At 67.0% G+C, this 22,992-nt stretch carries 19 protein-coding genes; 7 read left to right on the top strand and 12 right to left on the bottom strand.

Annotation, left to right across the window (positions count from 1 at the left end):
- The first annotated feature begins 85 nt into the window (after positions 1–85).
- Positions 86–844, top strand: a complete 759-nt coding sequence (locus V9F06_14410) for a sigma-70 family RNA polymerase sigma factor (protein MEI2618803.1) — start codon at positions 86–88, stop codon at positions 842–844.
- An 11-nt stretch (positions 845–855) separates the two neighbouring features.
- Complete coding sequence (locus V9F06_14405; protein ID MEI2618802.1) at positions 856–2,451, top strand: AAA family ATPase; 1,596 nt, start codon at positions 856–858, stop codon at positions 2,449–2,451.
- Between the two features lie 8 nt (positions 2,452–2,459).
- On the opposite strand, the gene V9F06_14400 is transcribed toward V9F06_14405, so the two are convergent.
- The 3 genes from V9F06_14400 to V9F06_14390 form a co-directional block, all read right to left on the bottom strand.
- Positions 2,460–2,633 (bottom strand): hypothetical protein, encoded by a 174-nt coding sequence (locus tag V9F06_14400; protein ID MEI2618801.1) that lies wholly within the window; start codon positions 2,631–2,633, stop codon positions 2,460–2,462.
- Positions 2,634–2,708: 75 nt separating this feature from the next.
- Complete coding sequence (locus V9F06_14395) at positions 2,709–3,353, bottom strand: response regulator transcription factor (GenBank protein ID MEI2618800.1); 645 nt, start codon at positions 3,351–3,353, stop codon at positions 2,709–2,711.
- Entirely contained in the window at positions 3,341–4,624 is a 1,284-nt protein-coding gene (locus V9F06_14390; GenBank protein ID MEI2618799.1) for a sensor histidine kinase, read from the bottom strand. Before V9F06_14390 ends, V9F06_14395 begins: the two co-directional genes overlap by 13 nt.
- A 515-nt stretch (positions 4,625–5,139) precedes the next feature.
- On the opposite strand from V9F06_14390, the gene V9F06_14385 reads away from it, so the two are divergent.
- Both V9F06_14385 and V9F06_14380 read left to right on the top strand, forming a co-directional pair.
- Positions 5,140–5,601 carry a helix-turn-helix domain-containing protein gene (locus V9F06_14385; protein MEI2618798.1) on the top strand — a complete coding sequence of 154 codons (462 nt, stop codon included), beginning with the start codon at positions 5,140–5,142 and terminating at the stop codon, positions 5,599–5,601.
- The gene (locus tag V9F06_14380) at positions 5,598–6,290 is read left to right on the top strand and encodes an IS630 family transposase (protein MEI2618797.1); all 693 of its coding nucleotides are present in this window, start codon (positions 5,598–5,600) and stop codon (positions 6,288–6,290) included. The genes V9F06_14385 and V9F06_14380 overlap by 4 nt, the downstream gene beginning before the upstream one ends.
- A 483-nt stretch (positions 6,291–6,773) precedes the next feature.
- On the opposite strand, the gene V9F06_14375 is transcribed toward V9F06_14380, so the two are convergent.
- From V9F06_14375 to V9F06_14365, 3 genes are read right to left on the bottom strand one after another with little or no spacing between them, the layout of a single operon-like run.
- The gene (locus V9F06_14375) at positions 6,774–7,580 is read right to left on the bottom strand and encodes a biotin/lipoate A/B protein ligase family protein (protein ID MEI2618796.1); all 807 of its coding nucleotides are present in this window, start codon (positions 7,578–7,580) and stop codon (positions 6,774–6,776) included.
- Complete coding sequence (locus V9F06_14370; GenBank protein ID MEI2618795.1) at positions 7,577–7,852, bottom strand: biotin--protein ligase; 276 nt, start codon at positions 7,850–7,852, stop codon at positions 7,577–7,579. Before V9F06_14370 ends, V9F06_14375 begins: the two co-directional genes overlap by 4 nt.
- 21 nt (positions 7,853–7,873) lie before the next feature.
- Positions 7,874–9,388, bottom strand: a complete 1,515-nt coding sequence (locus tag V9F06_14365) for an FxLYD domain-containing protein (GenBank protein MEI2618794.1) — start codon at positions 9,386–9,388, stop codon at positions 7,874–7,876.
- 164 nt (positions 9,389–9,552) lie between these two features.
- Here V9F06_14365 and V9F06_14360 point away from each other — a divergent pair, with 164 nt between their 5' ends.
- Positions 9,553–11,880 carry a penicillin acylase family protein gene (locus V9F06_14360; GenBank protein MEI2618793.1) on the top strand — a complete coding sequence of 776 codons (2,328 nt, stop codon included), beginning with the start codon at positions 9,553–9,555 and terminating at the stop codon, positions 11,878–11,880.
- 194 nt (positions 11,881–12,074) lie between these two features.
- Positions 12,075–13,817: a SulP family inorganic anion transporter gene (locus V9F06_14355; GenBank protein MEI2618792.1), complete on the top strand. Its 1,743-nt coding sequence runs from the start codon at positions 12,075–12,077 to the stop codon at positions 13,815–13,817.
- Between the two features lie 570 nt (positions 13,818–14,387).
- On the opposite strand, the gene V9F06_14350 is transcribed toward V9F06_14355, so the two are convergent.
- Complete coding sequence (locus V9F06_14350) at positions 14,388–15,857, bottom strand: ATP-binding protein (GenBank protein MEI2618791.1); 1,470 nt, start codon at positions 15,855–15,857, stop codon at positions 14,388–14,390.
- Positions 15,850–16,527: a response regulator transcription factor gene (locus V9F06_14345; GenBank protein ID MEI2618790.1), complete on the bottom strand. Its 678-nt coding sequence runs from the start codon at positions 16,525–16,527 to the stop codon at positions 15,850–15,852. Before V9F06_14345 ends, V9F06_14350 begins: the two co-directional genes overlap by 8 nt.
- Positions 16,528–16,770: 243 nt before the next feature.
- Between V9F06_14345 and V9F06_14340 the strand changes: the two genes are divergently transcribed.
- Positions 16,771–17,307 (top strand): PepSY domain-containing protein, encoded by a 537-nt coding sequence (locus V9F06_14340; GenBank protein ID MEI2618789.1) that lies wholly within the window; start codon positions 16,771–16,773, stop codon positions 17,305–17,307.
- 56 nt (positions 17,308–17,363) lie between these two features.
- Here the strand turns inward: V9F06_14340 and V9F06_14335 are convergent, their stop codons facing one another.
- The 4 genes from V9F06_14335 to V9F06_14320 form a co-directional block, all read right to left on the bottom strand.
- The gene (locus tag V9F06_14335; protein ID MEI2618788.1) at positions 17,364–18,440 is read right to left on the bottom strand and encodes an AI-2E family transporter; all 1,077 of its coding nucleotides are present in this window, start codon (positions 18,438–18,440) and stop codon (positions 17,364–17,366) included.
- Complete coding sequence (locus V9F06_14330) at positions 18,433–18,951, bottom strand: YetF domain-containing protein (GenBank protein MEI2618787.1); 519 nt, start codon at positions 18,949–18,951, stop codon at positions 18,433–18,435. The genes V9F06_14335 and V9F06_14330 overlap by 8 nt, the downstream gene beginning before the upstream one ends.
- A 321-nt stretch (positions 18,952–19,272) precedes the next feature.
- Positions 19,273–20,115, bottom strand: coding sequence for a creatininase family protein (locus V9F06_14325; GenBank protein MEI2618786.1), 843 nt, complete (start codon positions 20,113–20,115; stop codon positions 19,273–19,275).
- Positions 20,116–20,283: 168 nt separating this feature from the next.
- The gene (locus tag V9F06_14320) at positions 20,284–22,983 is read right to left on the bottom strand and encodes a heavy metal translocating P-type ATPase (protein ID MEI2618785.1); all 2,700 of its coding nucleotides are present in this window, start codon (positions 22,981–22,983) and stop codon (positions 20,284–20,286) included.
- Between the last annotated feature and the right edge of the window lie 9 nt (positions 22,984–22,992).

Below are 22,992 nucleotides of genomic sequence, written 5' to 3'. Positions count from 1 at the left end.
CGTCGTTCCGTCACGCGGCTGAGACGGCGCCCAGCCTATGGTTCAGGTAGAAGATTGACCAGACACCCAGCCAGGGAGGCGCACGATGAATATCGAGACACCCCTGATGCGGCAACCGGAGCCCGCTGATGTTGCGACGCAGTATGAGGCCGCGCGTCGGCAGCTCGCCCGCGCGCTGAGCGAGTACGTTGCTGACCTCGACACCTCCGCCCTTCCCGCGCCGGCCGCGCGCGAGTTGGCGCATCGTCGGAACGAAGTCATCGAGACCGGCCTCACGTTCTTCGGCCCGCTCCGCCGCTTCGTCCACCGCGAAGTCATCCACTGGGGCGCGATCGACGGCTTCGAGCTGGATGATGCGCCGGTGGATGACATCGTCGCCACCATTTATCTGGCCGCCGTCGAGCATGCCGACGAAGCGCCGCACGCGCGAGCGTTCTATACATGGCTACGGCGGATCGGCCGGCGCGAGGTCCGTGCCGCGCTGCTCGAACAGGAGCGTCTCAACCGCATCGAGGTCTCGCTCGAGGAGCCTGTGATGGTCGTCGGCGACTGGCCCGACCGCGTCGTCCGGCTGATCTCCGTGCTCGCCGACCCTGCTGCCGCGATTCCCGACGATCTCCTGATCGCCGCCGAGGACACCGACGCGCTGTCCGCGCTGCTCGACAAGCTCCCGGAGCGCTGGCGCGAAGTCTTCCTTCTGCGGGTTGTCGATGGCTGGGAGTCGGTCGCGATCGCCGAGGCAGAGGGGATCGCGGCAGAAGACGTGCGGGCGATCGTCGAATCCAGCCGGACTTTCCTGCGAGACTGGCTGGAGGAGAACGCCTCGATCATCACCGCACACTGAGGAACCGCCGCATGACATCCAGACGCCCCGACATCCACGACGATCTGGCAGATATGGTTGCGGCGCTGCGCGAGCCCGCCGCATGGCCCGACCCGGTAACCGAGGTCGAGGTGATCCAGACACACATCTCGGTCGTGTTCCTGGCTGGTGATTATGTCTACAAGGTGAAGAAGCCGGTCGATTTCGGCTTTCTGGACTTCACGACGCCGCGTCGCCGGCTGGCTGCCTGTCAGGCCGAGGTGCGCCTGAATCGTCGCCTCTGTCCCGACACCTATCTCGGCGTCGTGCCGATCCGGGAGACACAGGCCGGGCTGCGCTTTGGCGGGTCGGCCGGCCGCGTCGTCGATTATGCGGTGAAGATGCGCAGGTTGCCGGAACATCGGATGCTCGACCGGCTGCTGCCGGCGGGACTGGTGACTGGTGAGATGGTCGACGAGCTGGCCGGCGTCATCGCGCGCTTCCACGATCGATCCGACCGCGACCCGCGAATCAGCCGCTTCGGATCCCCGCGCGTCATCGCGCGTAACTGGCAGGAGAACTTCGATCAGACCCGGCAATTCGTCGGAACGACGCTCGATGTCGACCAGGACAGGCGAATCCGGGAGTGGGTTGCCGCGTTCCAGCGCGACCATCGCAAGCAGCTTGAGCGCAGAGTCTCCGAGGGTCGTGTCCGCGACTGTCACGGTGACCTGCGGCTATCGACAGTCTGCTTCCGCAACCCCGGCGATATCTGCGTCTACGACTGCATCGAGTTCAACGCGCGATTCCGCTATTCGGACGTCGCCGCCGACATCGCCTTTCTGGCCATGGACTTCGACCGTCAGGGCCGGCCCGATCTCGGCCGCCGCTTCGTTCGGCAGTATGTCGTAGCCTCTGGGGACACCGGGCTGCTCGACATCGTCGGGTTCTATCAGTGCTATCGCGCGTTCGTGCGTGGCAAGGTCGAGAGCTTCCAGACAGCCGAGCCGGAGATCCCGACCGAGCAGCGCGAACGGGCAGCCGAACGCGCCCGCCACGCGTTCTCGCTTGCAGATCAGTACACCACGCAACCATGCCGCCTGCGGCTGATCGTCATGGCTGGACTATCTGGAACCGGGAAATCGGCGTTGGCAGCGCGCCTGGCAACCGGGCTCGGCGCGACGGTCATCGCTTCGGATGTCGTTCGCAAAGCGTTGAGCGGCCACGCGCCAACCGACCGGCTCAGCAGTGACGTCGGCGGCGGGATCTACACGGCCGCGCAGACGGAACGCGCCTACGCCGCCATGCTGGACGAAGCCGAGCGGCTGCTCGACGCCGGGACCAGCGTGATTCTCGATGCGACATTCACGCGCAAACGGCAACGGGCGGCAGCGCATGCACTGGCCGGCCGGGCTGGGGCGAGCTTCGTCTGCGTCGAATGTGTTGCGAGCGAGGAGATCGTTCGCGCACGGCTGCGGACGCGCCAGACTGACGCGGCTGCCATCTCGGACGCAGGGCTGGATGTCTGGCTCGACCAGCGCCGGCACTTCGAAGCAATCGACGAGCTCGCTCCGGACGAGCACATCGTCATCGACACGGGCCAACCGCTCGATCGGGCGACCGGGGACGCATTCCAGCGAATCGAGTAGGACGAGGATCAGGCGGCGATATCGTCCGGCGTGTCGGACTCAGGCGGGGTAGGTGGAGAATCCGGGGTTGGGTTGCGTCGACCCCACAGCCAGGTAAGCAATGGCACGGCCGCCATGACCGCGGCCAGGACGAGCCACTCGTCCCAGGTCAGCTTACCCCCGTGATAGATCGGCAGGAACACGTCCACTCCCGTCCATTCAGCGCATCACACCCTAGTATAGGCCGCCTCGCGAATCGCCGGGCCGGCGACAGTCCGCTACCCTCGCAGATACGCGAGGACAGCCAGCACACGGCGATGCTGGCTGATAGCGTCGTCGAGGCCGAGCTTGCTGAAGATGTTGCTGATGTGCTTCTCGACCGTGCCCTCACCGATGAAGAGGCGATCGGCGATAGCAGTGTTGGACTGGCCCTCGGCGATCAGGGCGAGAACCTCCTGTTCGCGGGGCGTCAGGCCGGCCAGGCGGTCGTCCCGGCGGCGACGGGTCACCAGCTGAGAAACGACCTCGGGATCGAGGACGGTCCCGCCGCCGGCCACCTGGCGCAGGGCGGTCAGGAAATCGCCAACATCAGCGACGCGGTCCTTGAGCAGGTAGCCGACGCCGGCCGCGCCGGTTGCCAGCAGCTCACCCGCGTAGCGCTCCTCGACATACTGGGAGAGGATGAGGATTGGCGCGAGCGGGACGCGGTCGCGCGCCGCGATGGCGGCGCGCAAGCCTTCGTCCCGAAATGTTGGCGGCATCCGCACATCGACGATCGACACGTCCGGCCGCTCGCGAATGATCGCTTCGACGAGATCCGGCCCGGATCCGACAGCCGCGACGACCTCATGGCCAGCATCAGTCACCAATCGGGCAAGCCCCGCCCGCAGCAGAACCGAGTCCTCGGCGATCACCACACGCACGGCAGCTCCGCGTGGATGGTGGTCGGCCCGCCAGAGGGGCTGTCGATCGTCAGCGTGCCGTCGACCCCGGCAACGCGATCGGCCAGGCCCTCCAGCCCGCCACCCGGGGTTACGACTGCGCCGCCGCGTCCATTGTCGGTTATGTCGACCAGTAATCTGCCGCCAGTCAGGCGTGCGGTCACGCGCGCGGAGGTCGCGTTGCTGTGGCGGGCGACGTTGGTGAGCGCCTCGGCGACAACGAAGTAGGCGGTTGACTCGATTGCGTCGGGTAAACGGGTCGGCAGATCGATGTCAAGCGTCACCGGGACGGGCGAGCGGCCGGCCAGCGCCGAGATCGCCGCGTCCAATCCGCGATCGGTCAGGACGGCCGGGTGGATGCCGCGAGCGAGGTCGCGGATCTCGCGCATCGCCGCCTTGGCCTCCTCGTGGGCCTCGGCGATGAGCGCCTTGGCAGCCTCCGGGTCGCTGTCCATCTTCTCTTTCGCCATGCCGAGATCCATCGCCAGCCGTGTCAATCGCTGCTGAGCTCCGTCGTGCAGGTCGCGCTCGATCCGGCGGAGCTCGTCCACCGACGCATTGGCGGCACGGGATCGACTCTCGGTCAGCTCCCCGACCCGCGCGCTGAGCATCGCTTCGAGGTCCGCGCCGAGCAAGTTCCGCGCCAGCCATGCGTGGCCGCGGACCATGCCGATCAGGACATAGGGCATCGCCAGCAGAACTGGGATACCTATCACAATAGCAAGGAGCGCCCTGGGGAGGGTATCGACAGTCCAGCCCGTGGCGTCGGAATTCAGCCAGTACCACGACGGCGCGGTGATCAGTGCGAGCGCCACGCTGGCCCAGGTAATCGCGATGACGAACTGGACGAGCCCGATCGGGAAGAGCAGCGACAGGTAGAGGAGATCGAGCCAGACATACCGATCACTCAGCCGGACCTTGAGCTTCTGCCAGAGGCTGCCGGCCGGGAGCTGTTTGTAGGGATCTGCGATCTGCTCACCGAGCATTGCGTTGAACCTCGCGCGCTCCAGCCGGGCGCCCCCGACCCAGAAGACCAGCGTGCCGGCCAGGATCGGCAGGCCAACGACGGTGACCGCGAGCGAGAGCCCCGTCGAGAGCAGCGTCACGAGCGCGACAAACCAGAAGATACCGAGCGCGAAGCTCAGCAGAATAAACGTGAACGAGACCCACGTCTCGCGCGCGACGAGCAGGCGCAGCGGGTTGGCGAGCGATGCCCGCTCGGGTCGCACAGGCGCTTCCAGGATCCCGGCCATGTTGTGGTTCCTTCCAGTGACGCGGACGTTACGCTACAGCCCACGCGGCGCGTACGTCAACACTGGTAGTGTCGAGCGCCCTGCGCCCCGCGGGAACGCCGCTGGCAGGAAGATTCGTGGTGGGGATAACCCCCATGCCGCCGGCTTCAGGGTATCGGCCAGCATGGAATGCCATGCGGGGAGATCCTTCGCTGCAGCTCAGTGCTCCGACCAGCGTGATGTGTCAGGTCGGCAGCCAGTCCCGTGTCTTGTCATGTATCGTCCAGAGGGCGCCCGGAGCGAAACATCCGTCCCTCCTCGGCGGCAGCGAACGACGCAGGGAAACGGATCCTTCGGCTGCGCGGGCGCCCTCTGGGCAGAGGATGACAGAGGGAGGGGTGGCGGCCGCAACCAACAACCGGTCACTTCACGCTGGTCGGGCCACTCAGTACAGCGACTAGCATGAAGTGACTTGTTGGCACAGAACTGGCTGATGGGATGCAACGCAGTTGTGTGCACCAGCGGGAGGGTCTGGCATGAGTAATAAGCAACACGTGGTACGGCTGACGGCAGCGGAACGAACGGAATTGCGCCAGCTCATTGAGACAGGGTCCGCCCATGCCAGGCGCCTTAAACGCGCCCGCATCCTGCTCAAAGCCGATGCCAGTATCGCCGGACCACGGTGGACCGATGTCCAGATTGCGGAGGCACTGGAATGCAGTCCCCGGACGGTCGCGCGACTCCGGGAACGATGCTGTCGTGAGGGTCTGGCCGCCAGTCTGGGGCGACGTCCCTCGACACGGGTCTATCGGCGACGCTTTGATGGCGCAGCGGAAGCCCGGCTGACCACGCTTGCTTGTAGTCCTGCACCAGCGGGTGCTGCCCGCTGGACGCTGCGCTTGCTGGCCGATACCGTGGTGGAGCAGGAGATTGTCCCCCAGGTGTGCCCGGAGACGGTCCGCATGACACTTAAAAAAACGTCCTCAAGCCGTGGCTGAAACGCAGCTGGTGTCTGTCCGGGAAGCCTGATGCGGGATTCGTCGCAGCCATGGAAGATGTGCTCGACGTCTATGCTCGACCGATCGACCCACTGCGTCCACTAGTCTGCTTTGACGAGAGTGGCAAAGCACTCCGGGGCGATGTCCGTCCCAGTCAGCCAGCTGGACCCGGTCACGCGCTGCGGGAAGATCCGGCCTATATCCGCCACGGCAGTGCCAACCTCTTTCTCTGGTGTGCGCCCCATCTTGGACAGCGAGGCATCACCGTCACCGAGCGGCGCACCCGGGTCGACTGGGCCGTCGCCATGCGCCATCTCGTCGATGAGGTCTTCCCGACGGCGGAGCGGATCGTGGTGGTGCTCGACAATCTCAACATCCATGCCGACCACTCACTCTATGCGGCGTTCCCGCCCCGGGAGGCAAAGCGCATTCGCGACAAGCTGGAACTGCATTACACCCCCAAGCATGCTTCGTGGCTGAACATCGCCGAACTGGAGTTTAGTGCGCTGGTGCGCCAATGTCTGGATCAGCGCATCCCCACGCCGACGGACTTGCAGCAGGCGGTTGATGCCTGGACAACCCGGCGCAACAGCCGCGCCAAACCGGTGCAATGGCACTTCATGGTGGAGCACGCACGCATCAAATTGCGCCGGCTGTATCCGGTCCCTGAACTGGACACTTCATGCTAGTCGCTGTACTCAGTACAGTGACTAGCATGATGTGTCAGGTTGGCAGCCTCCCCGCACCTTGTCATCCTGAGGCCGCAGCCGAAGGATCTCTCCTGCGTCTGAATGCATCCAGCATGAGGAGATGCTTCGCTGAGGCTCAGCATGACAAACGGCCGGGGTGGCTGTCGCACCACAGTACAGGACACATCACGCTAGTCGGTGCACTGAGTCGTCGACCGCAGTGATCCTGTCATTCTGGACGGTTCCCCGCCTCCTGTCATTCTGAGCCGCAGCGAAGAATCCGTTCCTCCCCGCCAGCTGCGACCGAACGCAGGGAAACGGATCCTTCGGCTGCGGCCTCAGGATGACAGAGAGATGGGGTGGCGGCCGCAACCAACAATCCGACACGTCACGCTGGTCGGAGCACTCAGGATGACAAACCGATGGGAGTGGCTGCCGTCCCCTGTGCCCTGCCATCCTGACACTTCGTGCTAGCCAGAGCACTCAGGGCAGGAGGTAGGTCCATTCCTCGGTTGAGAACTTGGCGCGGACCAGCTCGACGGCCGCCTGGTGCTCGACGTCGGTAATCTCTCCCAGCTCGCCGCCCGTTAGATCCTTGAAGCGCTCGGTCAGCGCGTGGAAGAACGCCTCGCGCGGCAGGTTCGTCTGCTGATGCAGGGGGCCGACCCGCTTGTCGGCGCTGCGAAGCCCCTTGTCAGACAGCTTCTCCATCCCGATCCGCAGCACCTGAAGCATCAGCGTCGGGTCCATCTCGTACGACGCCATCGTGTGGTGCAACACCGCGCCGAACCGACGGGCCTGAGCCGCGCCACCGATCTTGCCGCCGGCCGAGGTGATGTCGTTCAGCGGCGCGTACCAGGCGTCGATCCCCAGCTCGCGAAAGGTCTCGACCACCCAGCTATCGAGGAAAGCGTATGACTCCGGGAACGACAGACCCTCGACGAGCGCCGGCGGCGCGTACAGCGAATAGGTGATATCGAGACCAGGTTCGGTGAACATCGCGCCGCCGCCGGTAATACGGCGGACGATCTGAACGCCCAGGTCTGCCGAGTTCTCGATCTGCACCTCGTTGCGGACTGACTGGAAGCGGCCGATGACGACGACCGGCGCGGCCCAGCCCCAGAAGCGCAGGGTTGGCCGGCGCGCTCCCGCGCCAACCTGGCGGGTCAGCACCTCGTCGAGCGCGATGTTCATCGCCGGCGGCAGCGGGGTCGATGGAATGATCTCCCACTCATAGTCCCGCCAGCGGGAGTTCGCCTCGCGCGGGTACAGCTGCTCGCTTCGGCTCATGCTAACCCCCTTCGCACCGCGATCGCGATCGCCTCCGGCGAGAAGCCGAGCATCTCTGTGCCCTGTGGCAGAGCGTCGGCGACCGACTGCGCGATATGTTCCTCACTGGCATCGACCGACAGGCCGTCGAGCGCGCCGGAGATATATTCCAGCGCCTCCTCGGGATACAGGAAGAAATCTCCCGAGACCATCGCGTCGCTCAATCGCCCATCGGCGACGGCGAAATCGACGACGACGAGCTTGCCGCCCGGCGTCTTGTACTCACCATGCATCGTTCTTGCCTCCCGGCTGTTTCAGGGAATCTGGCTGGAGGAGCTCAGGGCCGCGTACAGCTCGACACGCGCCGGCTCGCCGCCAACCGCAAGCGCCACATCAACCGTCGCCTCACCGCGCGCGGGCAACGTCTCGATTGTCGCAAGCCCGCCGCCGATGATCGCGCCACTAGCATCATAACCAACCGCGAACACCGCGACGGAGCCGAGATCGACATCGAGGCCGTTGGTCACCACACCGGTCGCGCGGGGAGTGAGTACGTCTGGCACGAGCTGGACATTGCTGACTGGCAGCATGCCGGCCGTGGCGTTCAGCTTCTCCCACGAGGGGTCGAGAATCTGGATATCGACGCGATCGGGCGCGACGCCGTCCGGCGCAAAGACCGAGCCGCCGACGCCCAGTAGCTCTCCGGGCAGCAGGACCGGGATCGCGGACGTGTTCGTTGCCAGGACCCGGCCATCGGCCGACCAGGCTGTCACCTGATAGAAGACCGGCTCGGCTGCCAGTGTGTCGCTCGGGTTCTGGAGCAGGAACGCCCAGCCGATCTCGCCGCTGGCTGCCACGGCTCCCCAGCCCTGCTTCTCGATCGTGACAGCCGCCGGCCGTGGGTTGAGGAGCGCCATCTCGTCGGCGTGGACTGTCGCGGATGTGATGACCGGGTAGAGCTCGATGCGAGACGGCTGGCCGGCGCCGGAGATCGACACCTCGACGCCGATCGGCTGACCGGGGAGGATGAAGGGCAGGAAGACGGAGCCGCCGCCAACGATCGCATCGTTGCGGTCGAACCCGACCGCATAGACCCTGACATCTTCGACCGGCCGATCGAACACGGCGCTGACGACGCCCGTCGCGATCGGGAAGAGCGACCGCTCGAAATAGGCGATATTCTCGACGGCAATCGCCGGCCGGATCGGCGGTTGCGCCAGGCGGCCGGGGCGGAGATCGACTCGCATCGATCGAGCAATGGCGTCCTGGGGCAGGAAGGTTGATCCGCCAACGCCGATCTCAGCGTCGGGCATGATGATGTCGATATACCCCTCGTCGACCTTGATCGTCTGGCCGGTGTCGTCGACAAAGGTCAGGACATAGGCAGTGTCCAGCACGGCGCTGGCGCGGTCCTGATTTGAGATGAGAAAGCCCCAGCTCACCTCGGTGTATGCCTCGGACTGGCTGTATCCCCATTGGCGGATGCGCAGCGAACCGGTGGCGGGTGGCAGTGTCGAGGTTGGCGCTGGCGCGGTCAGCGTCCCGGTTCCCTCCGGGCCGGAAATGGCTGTCGGCACGCTGGTAGCCGAGATCGCGATACCTGTCGGCTGCGGCGGAGCCGGAACCCCGGTGGCGTCCGTGGACCCGACTTTGGTAGCCCCGGTTGGCGGCGTCTTCGTGCCGGCCACCGCTTCGCTGCCCGCCGTCTGCATCCCGGCCCCCGGGAGGCGGGTCGCGCTATCGCCGGCATGCGTGCCGCAAGCGACAAGCAATACCGTGCATAACAACAGGATGGCGCGCAGCAGAGACTGGCGCATGGTGTCGATCATCCTGCCTACTCCGAAAGCTGGCCGGCCACGCACACGGCCGATCCAATGCGCAAGTGTATAACTCGACGCCAGGCTCATGCAGGGTCGGTCCGGTCGCAGGCGCGCCGATGGCGGTACTATGTGCCGAACATGCGTATGGCGATAGCAAAGAGGAGTGGGGCAGCATGGCAGGCAGCATAGACCGGCAGCGACTCGAGCGGGCGTTGCCCGACACCAGCGGGACCGTCCGCGTCGGAGGGCTCGATCAGCCGGTCGAGATTGTCCGTGACAGCCTCGGCATCCCGCATGTCCGCGCAACCAGCCTGCGCGACGCATTCTTCGGCCAGGGGTTCGCGCACGCGCAGGACCGGCTCTGGCAGATGGTGTTCGACCGGGACCGCGCCGCCGGCCGTGGCGCAGCGCTGGCCGGCAAGACGCTGCTCGAGAGCGACAGCCTGATGCGTCGCCTCGACCTCGTCGCCAGCGCGCAGGCCGACTACGCAGCGTTCGACGACGACACCCGGGTGATGCTGGACGCCTACGCGGCCGGCGTCAACGCCTTCATCGACACAACAGCGACGCTGCCGGTCGAGCTGGATCTGCTCGGCGTCTCACCTGCGCCGTGGCAACCGTGGGACTCGGGCGCGATCTTCAAGGTGCGCCACGTCCTGATGGGCGCCTGGGGGTCGAAGCTCTGGCGGGCGCGGGTGCTGATGGCGTTGGGGCCGGAGGCAGTGTCGGAGTTGGGGGTGCGCACGGCCGAAGGGGGTATCGTCATCGTCCCACCGGGCGAGGAATACGAGGGAGCAATGGCCGATCTCGCACCGCTGATGCCGGGCATCGAGGCGCTCTCGCGCATGCCGGAGGCGGCCGGGTCGAACAGCTGGGTTGTTGGTGGCAGCCGGACGGCTTCGGGCAAACCGCTTGTCGGCGGCGATCCACATCGCCTCCTCGACGTGCCGAACGTCTACTACCAGAACCACCTCACCTGTCCCGAGGCGGATGTCATCGGCTACTCGTTCGCCGGCATCCCCGGCTTCCCGCACTTCGGCCACAACGCGCAGGTCGCCTGGTGCATCACCCACGGGATGGCCGACTATCAGGATCTCTACGTCGAGCGATTCCGCGATTCCGACGGCGCGCTGGAATACGCGGTCAACGACGAGTGGCGGCCGGCCACAACGCGACGGGAGACGATCGAGGTCCGCGGCGGCGACCCGGTCGAGATCGATGTCGTCAGCACCCGCCACGGCCCGGTGGTCGTCGGCGCGCCGGCCTCTGGCCACGCGATCACGCTCCGCTATTCCGCGCTCGACCGGCCGAACCCCGGCTTCCAGTGCCTCGTCCCACAGATGCTGGCGACCAGCGTCGCCGAGATGGACGACGCGATGCGCGACTGGGTCGACCCGTGCAACAACATGACGATGGCCGACGCCGGCGGCACGATCGCGTTTCTCTTCCGCGGCCGCGTGCCAGTCCGCAACGCGGCCAACGGCTGGCTACCCGTCCCCGGCTGGAATGACGACCACGAGTGGCAGGGCGACATTCCGTTCTCCGACCTGCCGCGCTCTCGAGACCCCGAGACGAGCTGGATCGGGACGGCCAACAACAAGGTCGTCGGCGACGATTATCCCTACTACCTCGGGCTCGACTACGCCCCTCCCCATCGAGCACTGCGCGTGACTGCCCGGCTGGCAGCATTGGACGGCGCGACGATCGACGACATCGAGGCAATGCACTCCGACTGCGTCTCGATCCCCAGCCGCTTGCTCGTGGACGCGCTGGCCGGCCTCGCGCTCGACAACCCGCTGGAGATCGCCGCGCGGGAGCGGCTGGCCGGCTGGGATGGCGCGATGAACAAGGCGCTGGTCGAGCCGGCGATCTACGCCGTCACTCGCGAGCATCTCACCCGTCAGGTTCTCCAGCGGCCCGCTGCGTCGGCGCTGGCGCCAAACCCCTACCCCGGCGAACCAGCAGCGATGGGGCCGGCCGCGCGTCTCTGGAGCCAGATCCCGGGCATGCTGCGCGATGGCGACACCAGCCTGCTGGCCGAGGGCGAGACATGGTCGACACCGCTCGCCGCGGCGTTCAGCGACGCAATCACCTTCCTGCGGGCCGAGCTGGGGGACGACATCGACCAGTGGCGCTGGGAGCAGCTGCACCGCACCCGCCCCGTTCATCCACTGGCAGCGCTGTTCCCGGAGGCAGCCGGGCTGCTCAATCCGCCCTCGGTGACGCTCGGTGGCGACGCCGACACGCTCCAGTGCGCCGGGACGTTCCCGGGCCAGAGCTACCTTATCAATGGCACATCGGTCGCCCGCTATGCGTTCGATACCGACTCGTGGGATATGTCGCGATGGGTCTCGCCGCTCGGCGCGTCCGGCCACCCCGGCAGCCCGCACTACGCCGACCAGGCCGAGACCTGGAGCGCCGTGCGAATGCACCCGATGCCCTACTCCCGCGAGGCAGTCGACGACGACGCAGTCACGACCCAGCGGCTGGAGCCGGCGTAGGGGGCGGGGGGGGCATTCTGAATAGCTGGGCGGTGGTTATTGTTCCTCGTCCGTCGCGGTGCTAGGCTAGATCGATCCACAACACCGGAGCGCGATGAGGCGTCCGGCGTCGTCGCCGTTCTGACGTTACGTGAGATGGGCTGCGGGCTGACGCTCGCGGCGCGGTTGTCCGTGTCCCCAGCGGGAGGCTTATCGTGCTGTCGCGCACACCGGTTCTGGTACGGCTCTGGCAGTCCGAGTTTGCGGGTTACAACCGGGCCCACTTCCAGCTGGATGTCGTCGCCGGGCTGACGGTCGCGGCGGTGGCGTTGCCGTTGGCGCTGGCCTTCGGCGTCGCCTCGGGCTCGACGGCGGCGGCCGGCCTGATCACGGCGATCGTGGCCGGCTTCCTGATCGGCGCTCTCTCCGGCGCGCCCTACCAGATCAGCGGCCCGACCGGCGCGATGTCGGCGGTGCTGATCCTCGTCGGCCAGAAGCACGGGCTGGAGGGCATCTGGGTGGCGGGCGTGATGGCCGGCCTGGTCATCTTCGCCCTCGGCGTCTTCAAGCTCGGCCGGATCATCAACTTCATCCCCGCCCCGGTCATCACCGGCTTCACCAGCGGCATCGCGCTGATCATCTTCATCGGGCAGATCGATAACGCCCTCGGCATCCACACCGAGCCGGCCGACACTTCCGCGCTGAAGATCTGGGGCTACCTGACCAACCCGCTGCCGGCGGTCAGCGTCCAGGCAATCGTGGCGACCGGCATCGTGGCGGCGACGATGATCCTGCTGCCGCACGTCCGGCCGGTCCAGCGCGTCCCAGCGGCGCTGCTGGGGATCAGCGTAGCGACGGCGCTCGCCTGGTCGGCCGGCTGGCAGGTGGCGACGATCGGCGCGATCCCACGCAGCATCATTCTCGACGACCGGCTGGCGCTGACGCTGCCGAACACCGGCATGATGAGCGACCTGCTGGGGCCGGCCATCGCGATTGCCGCGTTGGGCGCGATCGAGAGCCTGCTGGCCGGCGTCGTCGCTGGCCGGATGACCGGCACGAAGCTGGCAGTCAACCAGGAGCTGGTCGCCCAGGGGGTCGGCAATATCGTGATCCCGTTCCTCGGCGGGGTGCCGGCGACGGCGGCGATCGCGCGGATCTCGGTCGGCGTGCGGGCCGGCGGGGTGACCCGGATGGTCAGCTTCGTCCACTCGTTCGCCCTGCTGGCCGGGGCGCTGGCGCTGGGCAGCGTCATCAGCCACATCCCACTGGCGGCGCTGGCCGGCGTGCTGATGGTCACCGCCTGGCGGATGAACGAGTGGCACGTCATCCGTTTCTACCTCCACCGGCGGTTGAAGAGCGCCACCGGGGTCATGCTGGTGACGATGGCGGCGACGGTCGCGCTCGACCTGACGCAGGCGATCCTGCTGGGCGTCGGGCTATCGCTGCTGGTCTTCCTCGGCCAGGTGTCGCGGCTGCAGATCGTGCCGACCGAGGTGGACTGGGAGCGCATCCGGCGGGCCGGCCACCAGATCCAGCGCGAGGTCGAGGGCATGCGCGTCGTCTACGTCTCCGGCGCGCTCTACTTCGGCGCTGTCTCGCAGCTGACGGAGACGCTGGAGGCGCTGCCCCCCTCGCGGGTGCTGGTGCTCTCGATGCGCGGGGTGCCAATGGTCGACGTCTCCTGCGTCCACGCGCTGGAGCACTTCTGGCACATCCAGCGCCAGCGCGATGGCGTGCTGCTGATCACAGGGCTGCAGCCACAGGTGCAGAAGCTCTTTGAGCGCACCGGGCTGGTCGATGAGATGGGCCAGGGCTCGTTCTTCTGGAGCGCAGACCAGGCCATCGTCTCCGCCAAGCGCCAGATCCTCGCCCAGCAAGACGCCACCACCAACGAGATGGACCTCTCCGACGAAGCCGCGATGGACGACATGCCGATGGGCGTCGTGCCGGTCGAGTAACCCCTCCCCCAACCCCCTCCCCTGTGAAGGGAGTGGGAGATGAGGCGGAGAGAGACGGGCGCGCAAACGGCTCCGTAGGGACAGCGCCTCCGGCCTGTCCGCGGTAGGGCGCCCGTTGTGCCGGCTCGACCGCTGCCTCGACCGTGATCGGCGTACGGCGGCCGATCTGGCTCCGTCGCCCAGCGTTGGTCAGGTTGTCCACTTCCTCAGGTATGGAAGTGGACAACCTGGCCAAGCACCCTCACGGCGCACGTCTCAGGTTGGCCAGTGGACAATCTCGATAGTACCTGCGCGTTCAGGTTGTCCACTTCCTCAGGTATGGAAGTGGACAACCTGGCCAAGCACCCTCACGGCGCACGCCTCAGGTTGGCCAGTGGACAATCTCGATAGTACCTGCGCGTTCAGGTTGTCCACTTCCATACGTGGGAGAGTGGACAACCTGGCGTCAGCGCTCTCGAACGTGACCAAGATGGCCACTTCCATACAGGACGAGTTGGCCACCTTGACGTCACGAGCGATCCAGGTTGGCCACCTTGGGGGCGGATGAGCTCCCGGCGTAGGGCGCGGAGGTCACGACGATTCCCGATTCCCGATCCCTATAGGGATCGGGAATCGGGAATCCGGGCCTGGCGTGTTGGCAGGGAGTGTGACTGTCACCGTCGTCCCTAGATCGAGCGTGCTCGCTACTTCGATCGTGCCACCGTGCGCGGTGACGATCAGCTGACAGATGCTGAGCCCAAGCCCTGCTCCGGCATGCTCTCCCCCTGATGCGCGAGATCGCCCGCGGCTATCAACAACGCGATAGAAGCGCTCGAACAGGTGCGGGAGATGCTCGGCCGCGATGCCGCGTCCTTCATCGGCTACCCACAGCTGTGCGCCCTGCGCGATTGGCCGGCAGCCGACCGTAATCTGCTTGCCGGCCGGAGTGTAGCGGAGACTATTCTCGATGAAATTCACGAGCAGCTGAATCAAGAGGTCTTCGTCACCGACGATCGTCAACGGCGACGTCGCCGCGACAACCGCCACCCCCTCCTCCTCGGCGCGGGCGTCGTACTGGCTGGCAACCAGCTCAACGAGCTCGGCAAGGTCGATTGATTCTCGTGTGATCGTGAGCTCGCCAGCATCACCGCGCGCCAACGCCAGCAGGGCGCTGGTGATCCGCGTCAGCCGCCCCAGGTCGTCCGCCAGCGTCTCGAAGACGATCTGGTCCTCAGTCGGGTCTCGTTCCTGGACAATCGCGACCTCGAGCTGGCTCTGGAGCAACGCCAAAGGCGTGCGCATCTCGTGTGCGGCGTCGGCGGTGAACCGGCGCTGCTGCTGAAACGCATCGTCCAGCCGGCCGAGCATCGCATTGAACGTTCGGGCCAGCCGCCCGATCTCGTCGTCTGGCATCATCGTCGTCAGGCGCCGGCTCAGGTTCTGCTCGCCGTGCTGGGCAATCGCTGCGGCAAGCCGCGTCAGCCGATCGACTGGCGCCAGCGCGCGCCCGGCTATCCAGAGCCCGCCGCCGGACGCCAGCACCAGCGCGAGCGGCACGACAACGACCAGCAGCAGCTTGAGCAACTCGAGCGTTTCGCTGATATGCGTCCCGAACGCTCCGACCTGAATTGCCCCGATGACATGACCGTCGACGCGGACCGGTTCGCTCAGCACCCGCAACTGCTCGCCATCGATCGCAACCCACTGCAGGTTGCCGACGCCCCGAAGCGCGAGATTCAGCCCATCCGACGCAATGACGTCGCTGGTGAGGCTCGCGCCAGTATCAGCGACAGGCTGGCCGCTCATGTCGGTCAGCCGGAGGAACTGTTCGCCCTCACGAGGGTTACTGATCGCGGAAATATCCAGGCTCGGCTGTCCCTGATCGACGGTGACCGAGGCAAGCACAAGCGCCGCCTCGCGCCCCAGCCCGTCATCGAGCGCCTGATAGAGCTCGTGACGCAGGCTGAAGTAGAGCGTGCCGCAGACGCCCACTAGCGCCAACGCCAGCAGCCCCCCGTACCAGAGCGTGAGCCGCCAGCGAACAGGAACGCGCTTAGCCATCGTCGCCGACGAGCTTGTACCCCGCGCCGCGCACTGTCGCGATGCGCTTCTGCTCGTATGGCACATCGATCGTGCGGCGCAGCGAGCGGATATGCACATCGATCACGTTCGTCAGGTTCGGGAAATCATAGTCCCAGACATGCTCGGCGATCATCATCCGCGTCAGGACACGGTTCGGATGGCGCATGAGGTATTCGAGGATGCGGAACTCCTTGTTCGGCAGGGTATGCTCCTGCTCGCCACGCCAAACGCGCCGGGTCGTCGGATCGAGGCGCAGGTCGCCAACCGTCAGCACCGGGTCGAGCGGCTCGGCCGGCCGTCGGCTGAGAGCCCGCAGCCGCGCGAACAGCTCCGCGAAGGCAAACGGCTTCGTCAGATAGTCGTCGGCTCCCGCGTCGAGGCCCGCCACCCGATCCTCGACCGCCCCACGCGCTGTGAGCAGCAGGATCGGCGTCGGGACGCGGCGTGCTCGCAATGTGCGACAGACGGCAAGCCCATCCATCCCCGGCAGCATGACATCGAGGATAATCGCGTCATAGCTGGCAATCGCCACCCAGTCGAGCGCCTCTTCACCCGTTGCGGCGATATCCGCGGCATGTCCCTCCTGGAGCAGTCCCTTCCGCGTCAGAATCGCCAGGCGCTCTTCATCTTCAACGATCAGGATGCGCATCGTTGTCCCTCCTCCGAAGCCGGCCAACGCCGGCCTCACCATCAACGATGTGGCGTCAAGATGAAGTCCGAATGAACTCATACCCCCACGCGCAAGCACCGAACAGCTTCGAAAAATCGCCTGCAATCTTCAGGATCAGTTCATCGCGACTTTATGGACGCCCCCCAGACTGGTGAACAGCGGCGGGATGACTCGCCGGAAAATGGTCCGCAACCGGGCCTCAGGACTCGGAAGGAGTTCACGATGCAGACTCGAGCACGACGATGGCTGATGGGCGCGGGAGCAGGGACGCTCCTACTCCTTGGCGGCGCAGCGGCCGGCCCGCTCACCACGTTCGCCCAGAATGCGCCCGCAACACCGTCGACCCAACAAGTCACGACGCAGAAAGGCGACACGAACGAGCAATGGCCCAACTATACCGGCAGCATCTCGGTGCCTGACACGCAGGACAACTCGTCGACCAGCGAGGCAGACGAAGCAGCCGCCCTGCAGCACCTGGCGAAAATCACGAGTGCGGATGCCGAGAAAGCCGCTCTGGCCGCGAACTCCGGCACAACCGTCACATCGAGCAGCCTCGGCAACGAGAATGGCTGGCTCGTGTATGAGGTGAAATTGTCTAGTGGTGTCGAAGTCAAGGTCGACGCCGGCAACGGCTCGATCCTGGCCACCGAACAGGCCGACACCAACGAATCCGAAGGCGCAGAGAAAGGCGTCGATCACGACCAGCTCCAGTCGCAGTCGACCAACACGACCGACTCAACGCCGGACACCGGCCAGTAGCTCACTCCTCGCGTAATCGGTTCAATGCGGCGGGTCCGGCCAACCGGCCCGCCGCGCTATCCCTCATCCCCCTCGCCCCCCGTCCCCCGCCCCTCCGGTTCCGGCCAGAGCGCGTCCATCACTGCCCAGATGACGACGATCGCCGGGATGGCCAGCAGGATGCCGATGAACCCGGCCAGCTCCGCGCCGGCCAGCAACGCGATCAGCACGACCACCGGCGGCAGATGCACCGCTCGTCCGACGTACCACGGCGATAGCACGTGCGCCTCGACGTTCACCAGCACCGTGTAGAGCGCCAATACCCCGATCGCGTGCGGCCAGCCGACCGTCAGCGCCAGCGGCAACGCCAGCAGCAGCGTCACCGCCCCGCCGACGTATGGCACCAGCTCCAGCACCCCGGCGACCACACCCAGCGAAACGGCGAACGGCACGCCGATCAGCCACAGCCCGATGCCCATCCCCAGCCCGAACGTGCCGGCCACCAGCACCTGGCCGCGCACCCAGCCGCCGATCCGGTCGCGCACCGCCGAGGCGATCGCCGTCGCCCGCGGCTGATGATCGCGCGGCAGGAAGCGCCGGATGACGTATGCGCCGCCGCCCGGCGAGGCAGCCAGATAGTAGGCGGCAACGAAGGTGATCAACAGCAGCACCAGCACGTGGCCGGCCGCCAGCGAGACGCTCGTCAGCGTCCGCGCCACCGTCTCCAGATGCGTCGACAGCCGGGTAGAGACATTCTCGAAGGAGAGATTCGCCTCGGCGGCGCCGGCCGGCCGGACGCGATTGACGAACTCCTCCAGCCGCTTCGTCCAACCCGGCAGGGCCTCCTGCACCGAGGCGACCTCTGTGCTCACCAGCGGCACCAGCAGCGCGACGACTCCGCCGAGGATGCCGACGACCAGCCCGTACATCGCCAGCACGCCGGCCGAGCGCGGCACGCCCCGACGCTGCAGCCAGCCCACCGGCGCGTCGATCGCCGTCGCCAGCAGGATCGCCGAGAAGACCACGATCAGCACGTTGACCAGGTGCATCACCACCCAGACAGCGGTGACGATCGCCAGGACCAGCAGGATCGTCCGGCGCGAGATCGTGACCGTGATCGAGGCCGGCCGGCGAGGCCCGGATCGCTCAGCCACGCGGCTTCCTCCCTCGAACACGGTGGCGGGTGTGCCGGACTGGTATATCCCGAGTCACAATGCTGATCGTGCCGTCCGATTCGAGGATCGCCAGCTTCACGTCGCCCACCTTCTCGACCCCGTGCTCGCGGGCCGCCATCTCCAGCTCCCCCATCGCCACCCCTTCGCGCCGCAAGTGATCCAGCAGCGGCTTGCCCTCCCAGACCAGCATCGTCGGGCTCCCGCTGATCCGCTTGCCGAGCCAATCGTAGCGGAGGCCAAGACGGCCCACCCCCCAGTTGAGCGCGATCAGCCAGCCTGCCGCCAGCAGCCCGCCGTTCAGCGACGTGTCCGGCCCGACCATCGCGTTCTGCACCGCATTGGCCACGATCAGCACGACGACGAGATCGAACACGCTCATCTGCCCCAGCTCGCGCTTGCCGGCCAGCCGCAGCAGCGCCAACAGCACCGCATAGACCGCGGTGGTCCGCACGAGGATCTCCCCCAGGGTGCGCAGGTCGAGCTGGAACATGGGCGACCTTTCGGGACGCGGGATGCGGAAGACGAATCAGCCCCGCCGGCATGATAGCGCGACGGGGCTCGTGTCTGTCGGTCAGGCAGCGCGCCTCAGGCGGCGTTGCGTGTCGGGCGGCAGATTCATCTGGCCGACGATTGAGCGGATCGCAGGATCAGTCTCCCGGCGCTCGTCCACACTCACGCCGAGAGACTGATCCCTTACTGCGTTCAGGGTAACAGCACGAGGTGGCCGCTCCGCGACGGCTCATAACGGTTGAAGTAGAGCACCCAGCACGCGAAGGCTCTCCTGCGGCCGGCCGTGACCGAACCCGCTGGCCTATGCTGACCGGCCCTGAGTCGAGGACGACCGCGCGTCCACCAGCAGCGCCACCGCCTGCTCGGCGATGCGCTCCGAAATAGCCAGCAGCAGCGCCCGCCCTCGTTCCGCGCTCGACGTCAGCACTGGGTCGTTCGAATCGTCCTCGGCCCCCGTGAACAGGCCGATGTACTTGTGGGGCGTCGTTTGCCGCCGCGCAACGTGCCGCGGCTCTCCGGCGTAGTACGCCGCCAGCGAGCCGTCGGTCGCCAGCGCCTTCTCGAGGTCGACGAGATCCGGCCGGATCGCCATGAGGAGTGATGTCTCGCCTCCGGCCGCGTGCTCGTATGGGTAGTGCAGATCCGGGACAACCTCCTGGTCGGTGACGAGCAGCCAGCGGGTGTCGGGATGATGGGACAGGAACTCCTCGCCGGCGCCGCGAACGGTGGGCAGGTAGACGTGCGGCGACCAGTGGCCGGCGACCACGACGATGGCCCGGAAGCCGCGCCGGCGCATCGCCTCGTACATGTCCAGCAGAAGGTCGCGGAACACCTCGGGCCGGATCCAGAACATCGAGCCGGGGACGTGGTAGCGCTCGCCGCGCTCGATGCCACCGGTCAGGTAGGTCGCGTCCTCCAGGTCCTCGCGCTCGTCTGAGCCCCACCAGAGTGTTGGGACCACGACGCCACCCGACCGCCGCGCCGCTGCCTCACAGACGGCGTGGGCTTTGATCCCGTCGAGTCCAACCGCGCTGTGCTCGCCGTGCCACTCCAACACCCCGAGCGGCAGGTAGCAGATCGGCGCGTCCGCAATCGCCCGCGCCACCTCCCACGGGAACATCTCCTCGAACCGGACCGTGCGCATTCGTTCTCCTCCCAGGTAGGGCTAGTACCGCGCCATCTCGACCGCGCCCACAGCAGCATATCGTTACGGACAGACCCTGGGTCGTGCCGCGCCTGGGAACGACAAAGGCCACCCTCGTCGGGGAGGACGGCCTTCGCCGCGTGTCGCGTGGTGCGGGAGGAGTGGCTCTTACGCGCCCCACGTCCCGCGTCCCGCGTCCCGAATCAGCGACTGCGGGTGCTGGTGCGCGTCGCTGGCGTGCGAGTCGGTCGTCGCCTGGTACCAGAAGAACGCGACGCCTACCCCGAAGCCGATCAGCGCGAAGGCCAGCAGGTAGCTCACTTCGGCCAGCCGGCGGCGCAGCGGTGGGTGGGCGATCTCGCGCGGGTTCTCCGGCACGGCGAACTTACGCAGCCGCAGCGAGTTAGTCACGACGCTGACGCTGGAGAGCGCCATCGCGCCGGCCGCCAGCGCCGGACTCAGCATCTCGCCCAGCCACGGGTAGAGCGCGCCCGCCGCCACCGGGATCAGCACCACGTTGTAGGCGAAGGCCCAGAACAGGTTCTGCCTGATCGTCTGGACAGTCTTGCGCGATAGCGCGATCGCTGTCACAACGCCGCGCAGGTCGCCACCGATCAGCGTGACGTCGCTGGCCTCCATCGCCACGTCCGTGCCGGTGCCGATCGCGATGCCCAGGTCGGACTGCGCCAGCGCCGGCGCGTCGTTGATCCCGTCGCCGACCATCGCCACCGCCAGCCCCAGCGCCTGCAGCTCGCGAACCTTGTCCGCCTTCTCGCCCGGCAGCACCTCGGCCAGCACTCGCTCCGACGCGATACCGGCCTGCTTTGCCACTGCCTCGGCGGTCGCCCGGTTGTCGCCGGTCAGCATCCAGACCTCAAGGCCCAGCGCCTCCAGCTGCTGGATGGCCTGCGGCGACTCCGGCTTGATCGTGTCGGCAACCGCCACCAGCCCGGCTAGCGCGCCATCGACCGCAACGTACATCGGCGTCTTGCCAACGCCGGCCAGCGCCTCGGCCTGGTCGTCCAGCGAGACGGCGACGCCGCGTTCGCGCATCAGCTTCAGGTTGCCCAGCAGCAGCTCGCGCCCGTCGATCGTCGCCGCAATGCCGTGGCCGGCGATCGCCTCGAAATCGGAAACGCTTGCCAGCGCGATGCCGCGTTCCTTCGCCGCCGTCACGATCGCCTCGCCTAGCGGGTGCTCCGAGCCCTGCTCGGCCGACGCCGCCAGCCGCAGCAGCTCGTCGCGGTCGAATCCGTCCGCCGGGACCAGGTCGGTCAGCGCCGGCTTGCCGCGGGTGATCGTGCCGGTCTTGTCGAGGACGATCGCGCCGACCTTGTGCGCCTGCTCCAGTGCCTCGCCGCCGCGGATCAGTACGCCGTGTTCCGCGCCGATGCCGGTGCCGACCATGATCGCCGTCGGCGTCGCCAGACCCATCGCGCACGGGCAAGCAATGATCAGCACCGCGATCATCGCCAGCAACGCCCGGTTGAACGTCGGCTCCGCCCCGACCAGCATCCAGACCCCGAAGGTCGCCAGCGCCAGCACGATGATGGCCGGCACGAAGTACATCGAGATCTGATCCGCCATCCGCTGGATCGGCGCCTTCGAGCCCTGCGCCTCGCTGACCAGCCGGACGATCTGCGCCAGCGCCGTGTCCTTGCCGACGCGGGTCGCGCGGAAGGTGAACGAGCCGGTCCGGTTGACCGTCGCGCCGATCACCTCGTCGCCGGCCGCCTTCTCGACCGGCAAGCTCTCGCCGGTCAGCATGCTCTCGTCCAGCGCCGAGCGCCCGTCGAGGATGACGCCGTCGGTCGGCACCTTCTCGCCCGGCCGCACGCGGATCACGTCACCGACGATCACCTGCTCGACCGGGATGTCGATCTCCTCGCCGCCACGGACAACCCGCGCCGTCCGCGCAGCCAGCCCCATCAGCGTCTTGATCGCGCCGGTAGTGCGCGCCTTCGCCCGCGCCTCCATGTACTTGCCCAGCAGGATCAGCCCGATGATGATCGTCGCGCTGTCGAAGTAGACCTCGGCCATCAGGCCCGAGTTCTCGACGACGTGCGGGAAGAACGTCACGAACGAGCTGTAGCCCCAGGCCGCCAGCGTGCCGAGGACGACCAGCGTCGACATGTTGGTCTGGAAGTGCTTCGCCGCCGCCCAGGCCTGACGGTAGAACTGCGCTCCGGCCCAGAACTGGATCGGCGTCGCCAGGATGAAGCTGAGCAGGAAGATGTCCTTCATCTCGGCATATGGTCGGGCGATCAGCCACGACGGCCAGAACATGAGGAACATCAGGATGCCGCTAACCGCCAGCGACGCGATGATTTTGACCTTCATCACCGTCAGCTCGCGCTGGGCACGCGCCTCGGCAGCCGCCTCAGCATCCTCGACGCTGATCGTCGTCTCCGGCTCGCGCACCCCGTAGCCGGCCTTCTCGATCGCCCGCACAAGATCCTCGCGGCTCGCCGCGCCGCCGACCACCCGGACGCGCGCCTGCTCGGTCGCCAGGTTAACGCTGGCCTCCTCGACCCCCGGCGTCTTCTTCAACGCCCGCTCGACGCGGCCGACGCACGAGGCGCAGGTCATGCCCTCGACGTCGAAGGTATAGTCCTCCTCCGGCACGCCGTAGCCAGCCTTCTCGACCGCGCCGCGCAGAGCCTCCACCGACACTGTCGTCGGGTCGTACGACACCGACGCCCGCTCGGTCGCCAGGTTCACGTTGGCCGTCGCCACGCCCGGCATCTTCTCCAGCGCGCGCTCGACCCGCCGGACGCAGGATGCACAGGTCATCCCCTCGACCGGAAAGCTGATATCAGTGATGTTCTCGGGTTCGATCTTCGCCTGCTCGGGCGTCTTGGCCGTCATTCTGGCCCT

The organism is Thermomicrobiales bacterium (genome assembly GCA_037045155.1).
GTDB lineage: Bacteria > Chloroflexota > Chloroflexia > Thermomicrobiales > CFX8 > JAMLIA01.
This window is presented reverse-complemented; position numbering and strand designations above follow the sequence as displayed.

Bases quoted from the DNA above. Each gene is read 5' to 3' on its own strand.
- V9F06_14345 (MEI2618790.1), bottom strand. From the start codon at position 16,527: ATGCGCATCCTGATCGTTGAAGATGAAGAGCGCCTGGCGATTCTGACG.
- V9F06_14410 (MEI2618803.1), top strand. From the start codon at position 86: ATGAATATCGAGACACCCCTGATGCGGCAACCGGAGCCCGCTGATGTT.
- V9F06_14360 (MEI2618793.1), top strand. From the start codon at position 9,553: ATGGCAGGCAGCATAGACCGGCAGCGACTCGAGCGGGCGTTGCCCGAC.
- V9F06_14405 (MEI2618802.1), top strand. From the start codon at position 856: ATGACATCCAGACGCCCCGACATCCACGACGATCTGGCAGATATGGTT.
- V9F06_14375 (MEI2618796.1), bottom strand. From the start codon at position 7,580: ATGAGCCGAAGCGAGCAGCTGTACCCGCGCGAGGCGAACTCCCGCTGG.
- V9F06_14350 (MEI2618791.1), bottom strand. From the start codon at position 15,857: ATGGCTAAGCGCGTTCCTGTTCGCTGGCGGCTCACGCTCTGGTACGGG.
- V9F06_14340 (MEI2618789.1), top strand. From the start codon at position 16,771: ATGCAGACTCGAGCACGACGATGGCTGATGGGCGCGGGAGCAGGGACG.
- V9F06_14370 (MEI2618795.1), bottom strand. From the start codon at position 7,852: ATGCATGGTGAGTACAAGACGCCGGGCGGCAAGCTCGTCGTCGTCGAT.
- V9F06_14365 (MEI2618794.1), bottom strand. From the start codon at position 9,388: ATGATCGACACCATGCGCCAGTCTCTGCTGCGCGCCATCCTGTTGTTA.
- V9F06_14330 (MEI2618787.1), bottom strand. From the start codon at position 18,951: ATGTTCCAGCTCGACCTGCGCACCCTGGGGGAGATCCTCGTGCGGACC.
- V9F06_14320 (MEI2618785.1), bottom strand. From the start codon at position 22,983: ATGACGGCCAAGACGCCCGAGCAGGCGAAGATCGAACCCGAGAACATC.
- V9F06_14390 (MEI2618799.1), bottom strand. From the start codon at position 4,624: ATGGCCGGGATCCTGGAAGCGCCTGTGCGACCCGAGCGGGCATCGCTC.
- V9F06_14325 (MEI2618786.1), bottom strand. From the start codon at position 20,115: ATGCGCACGGTCCGGTTCGAGGAGATGTTCCCGTGGGAGGTGGCGCGG.
- V9F06_14385 (MEI2618798.1), top strand. From the start codon at position 5,140: ATGAGTAATAAGCAACACGTGGTACGGCTGACGGCAGCGGAACGAACG.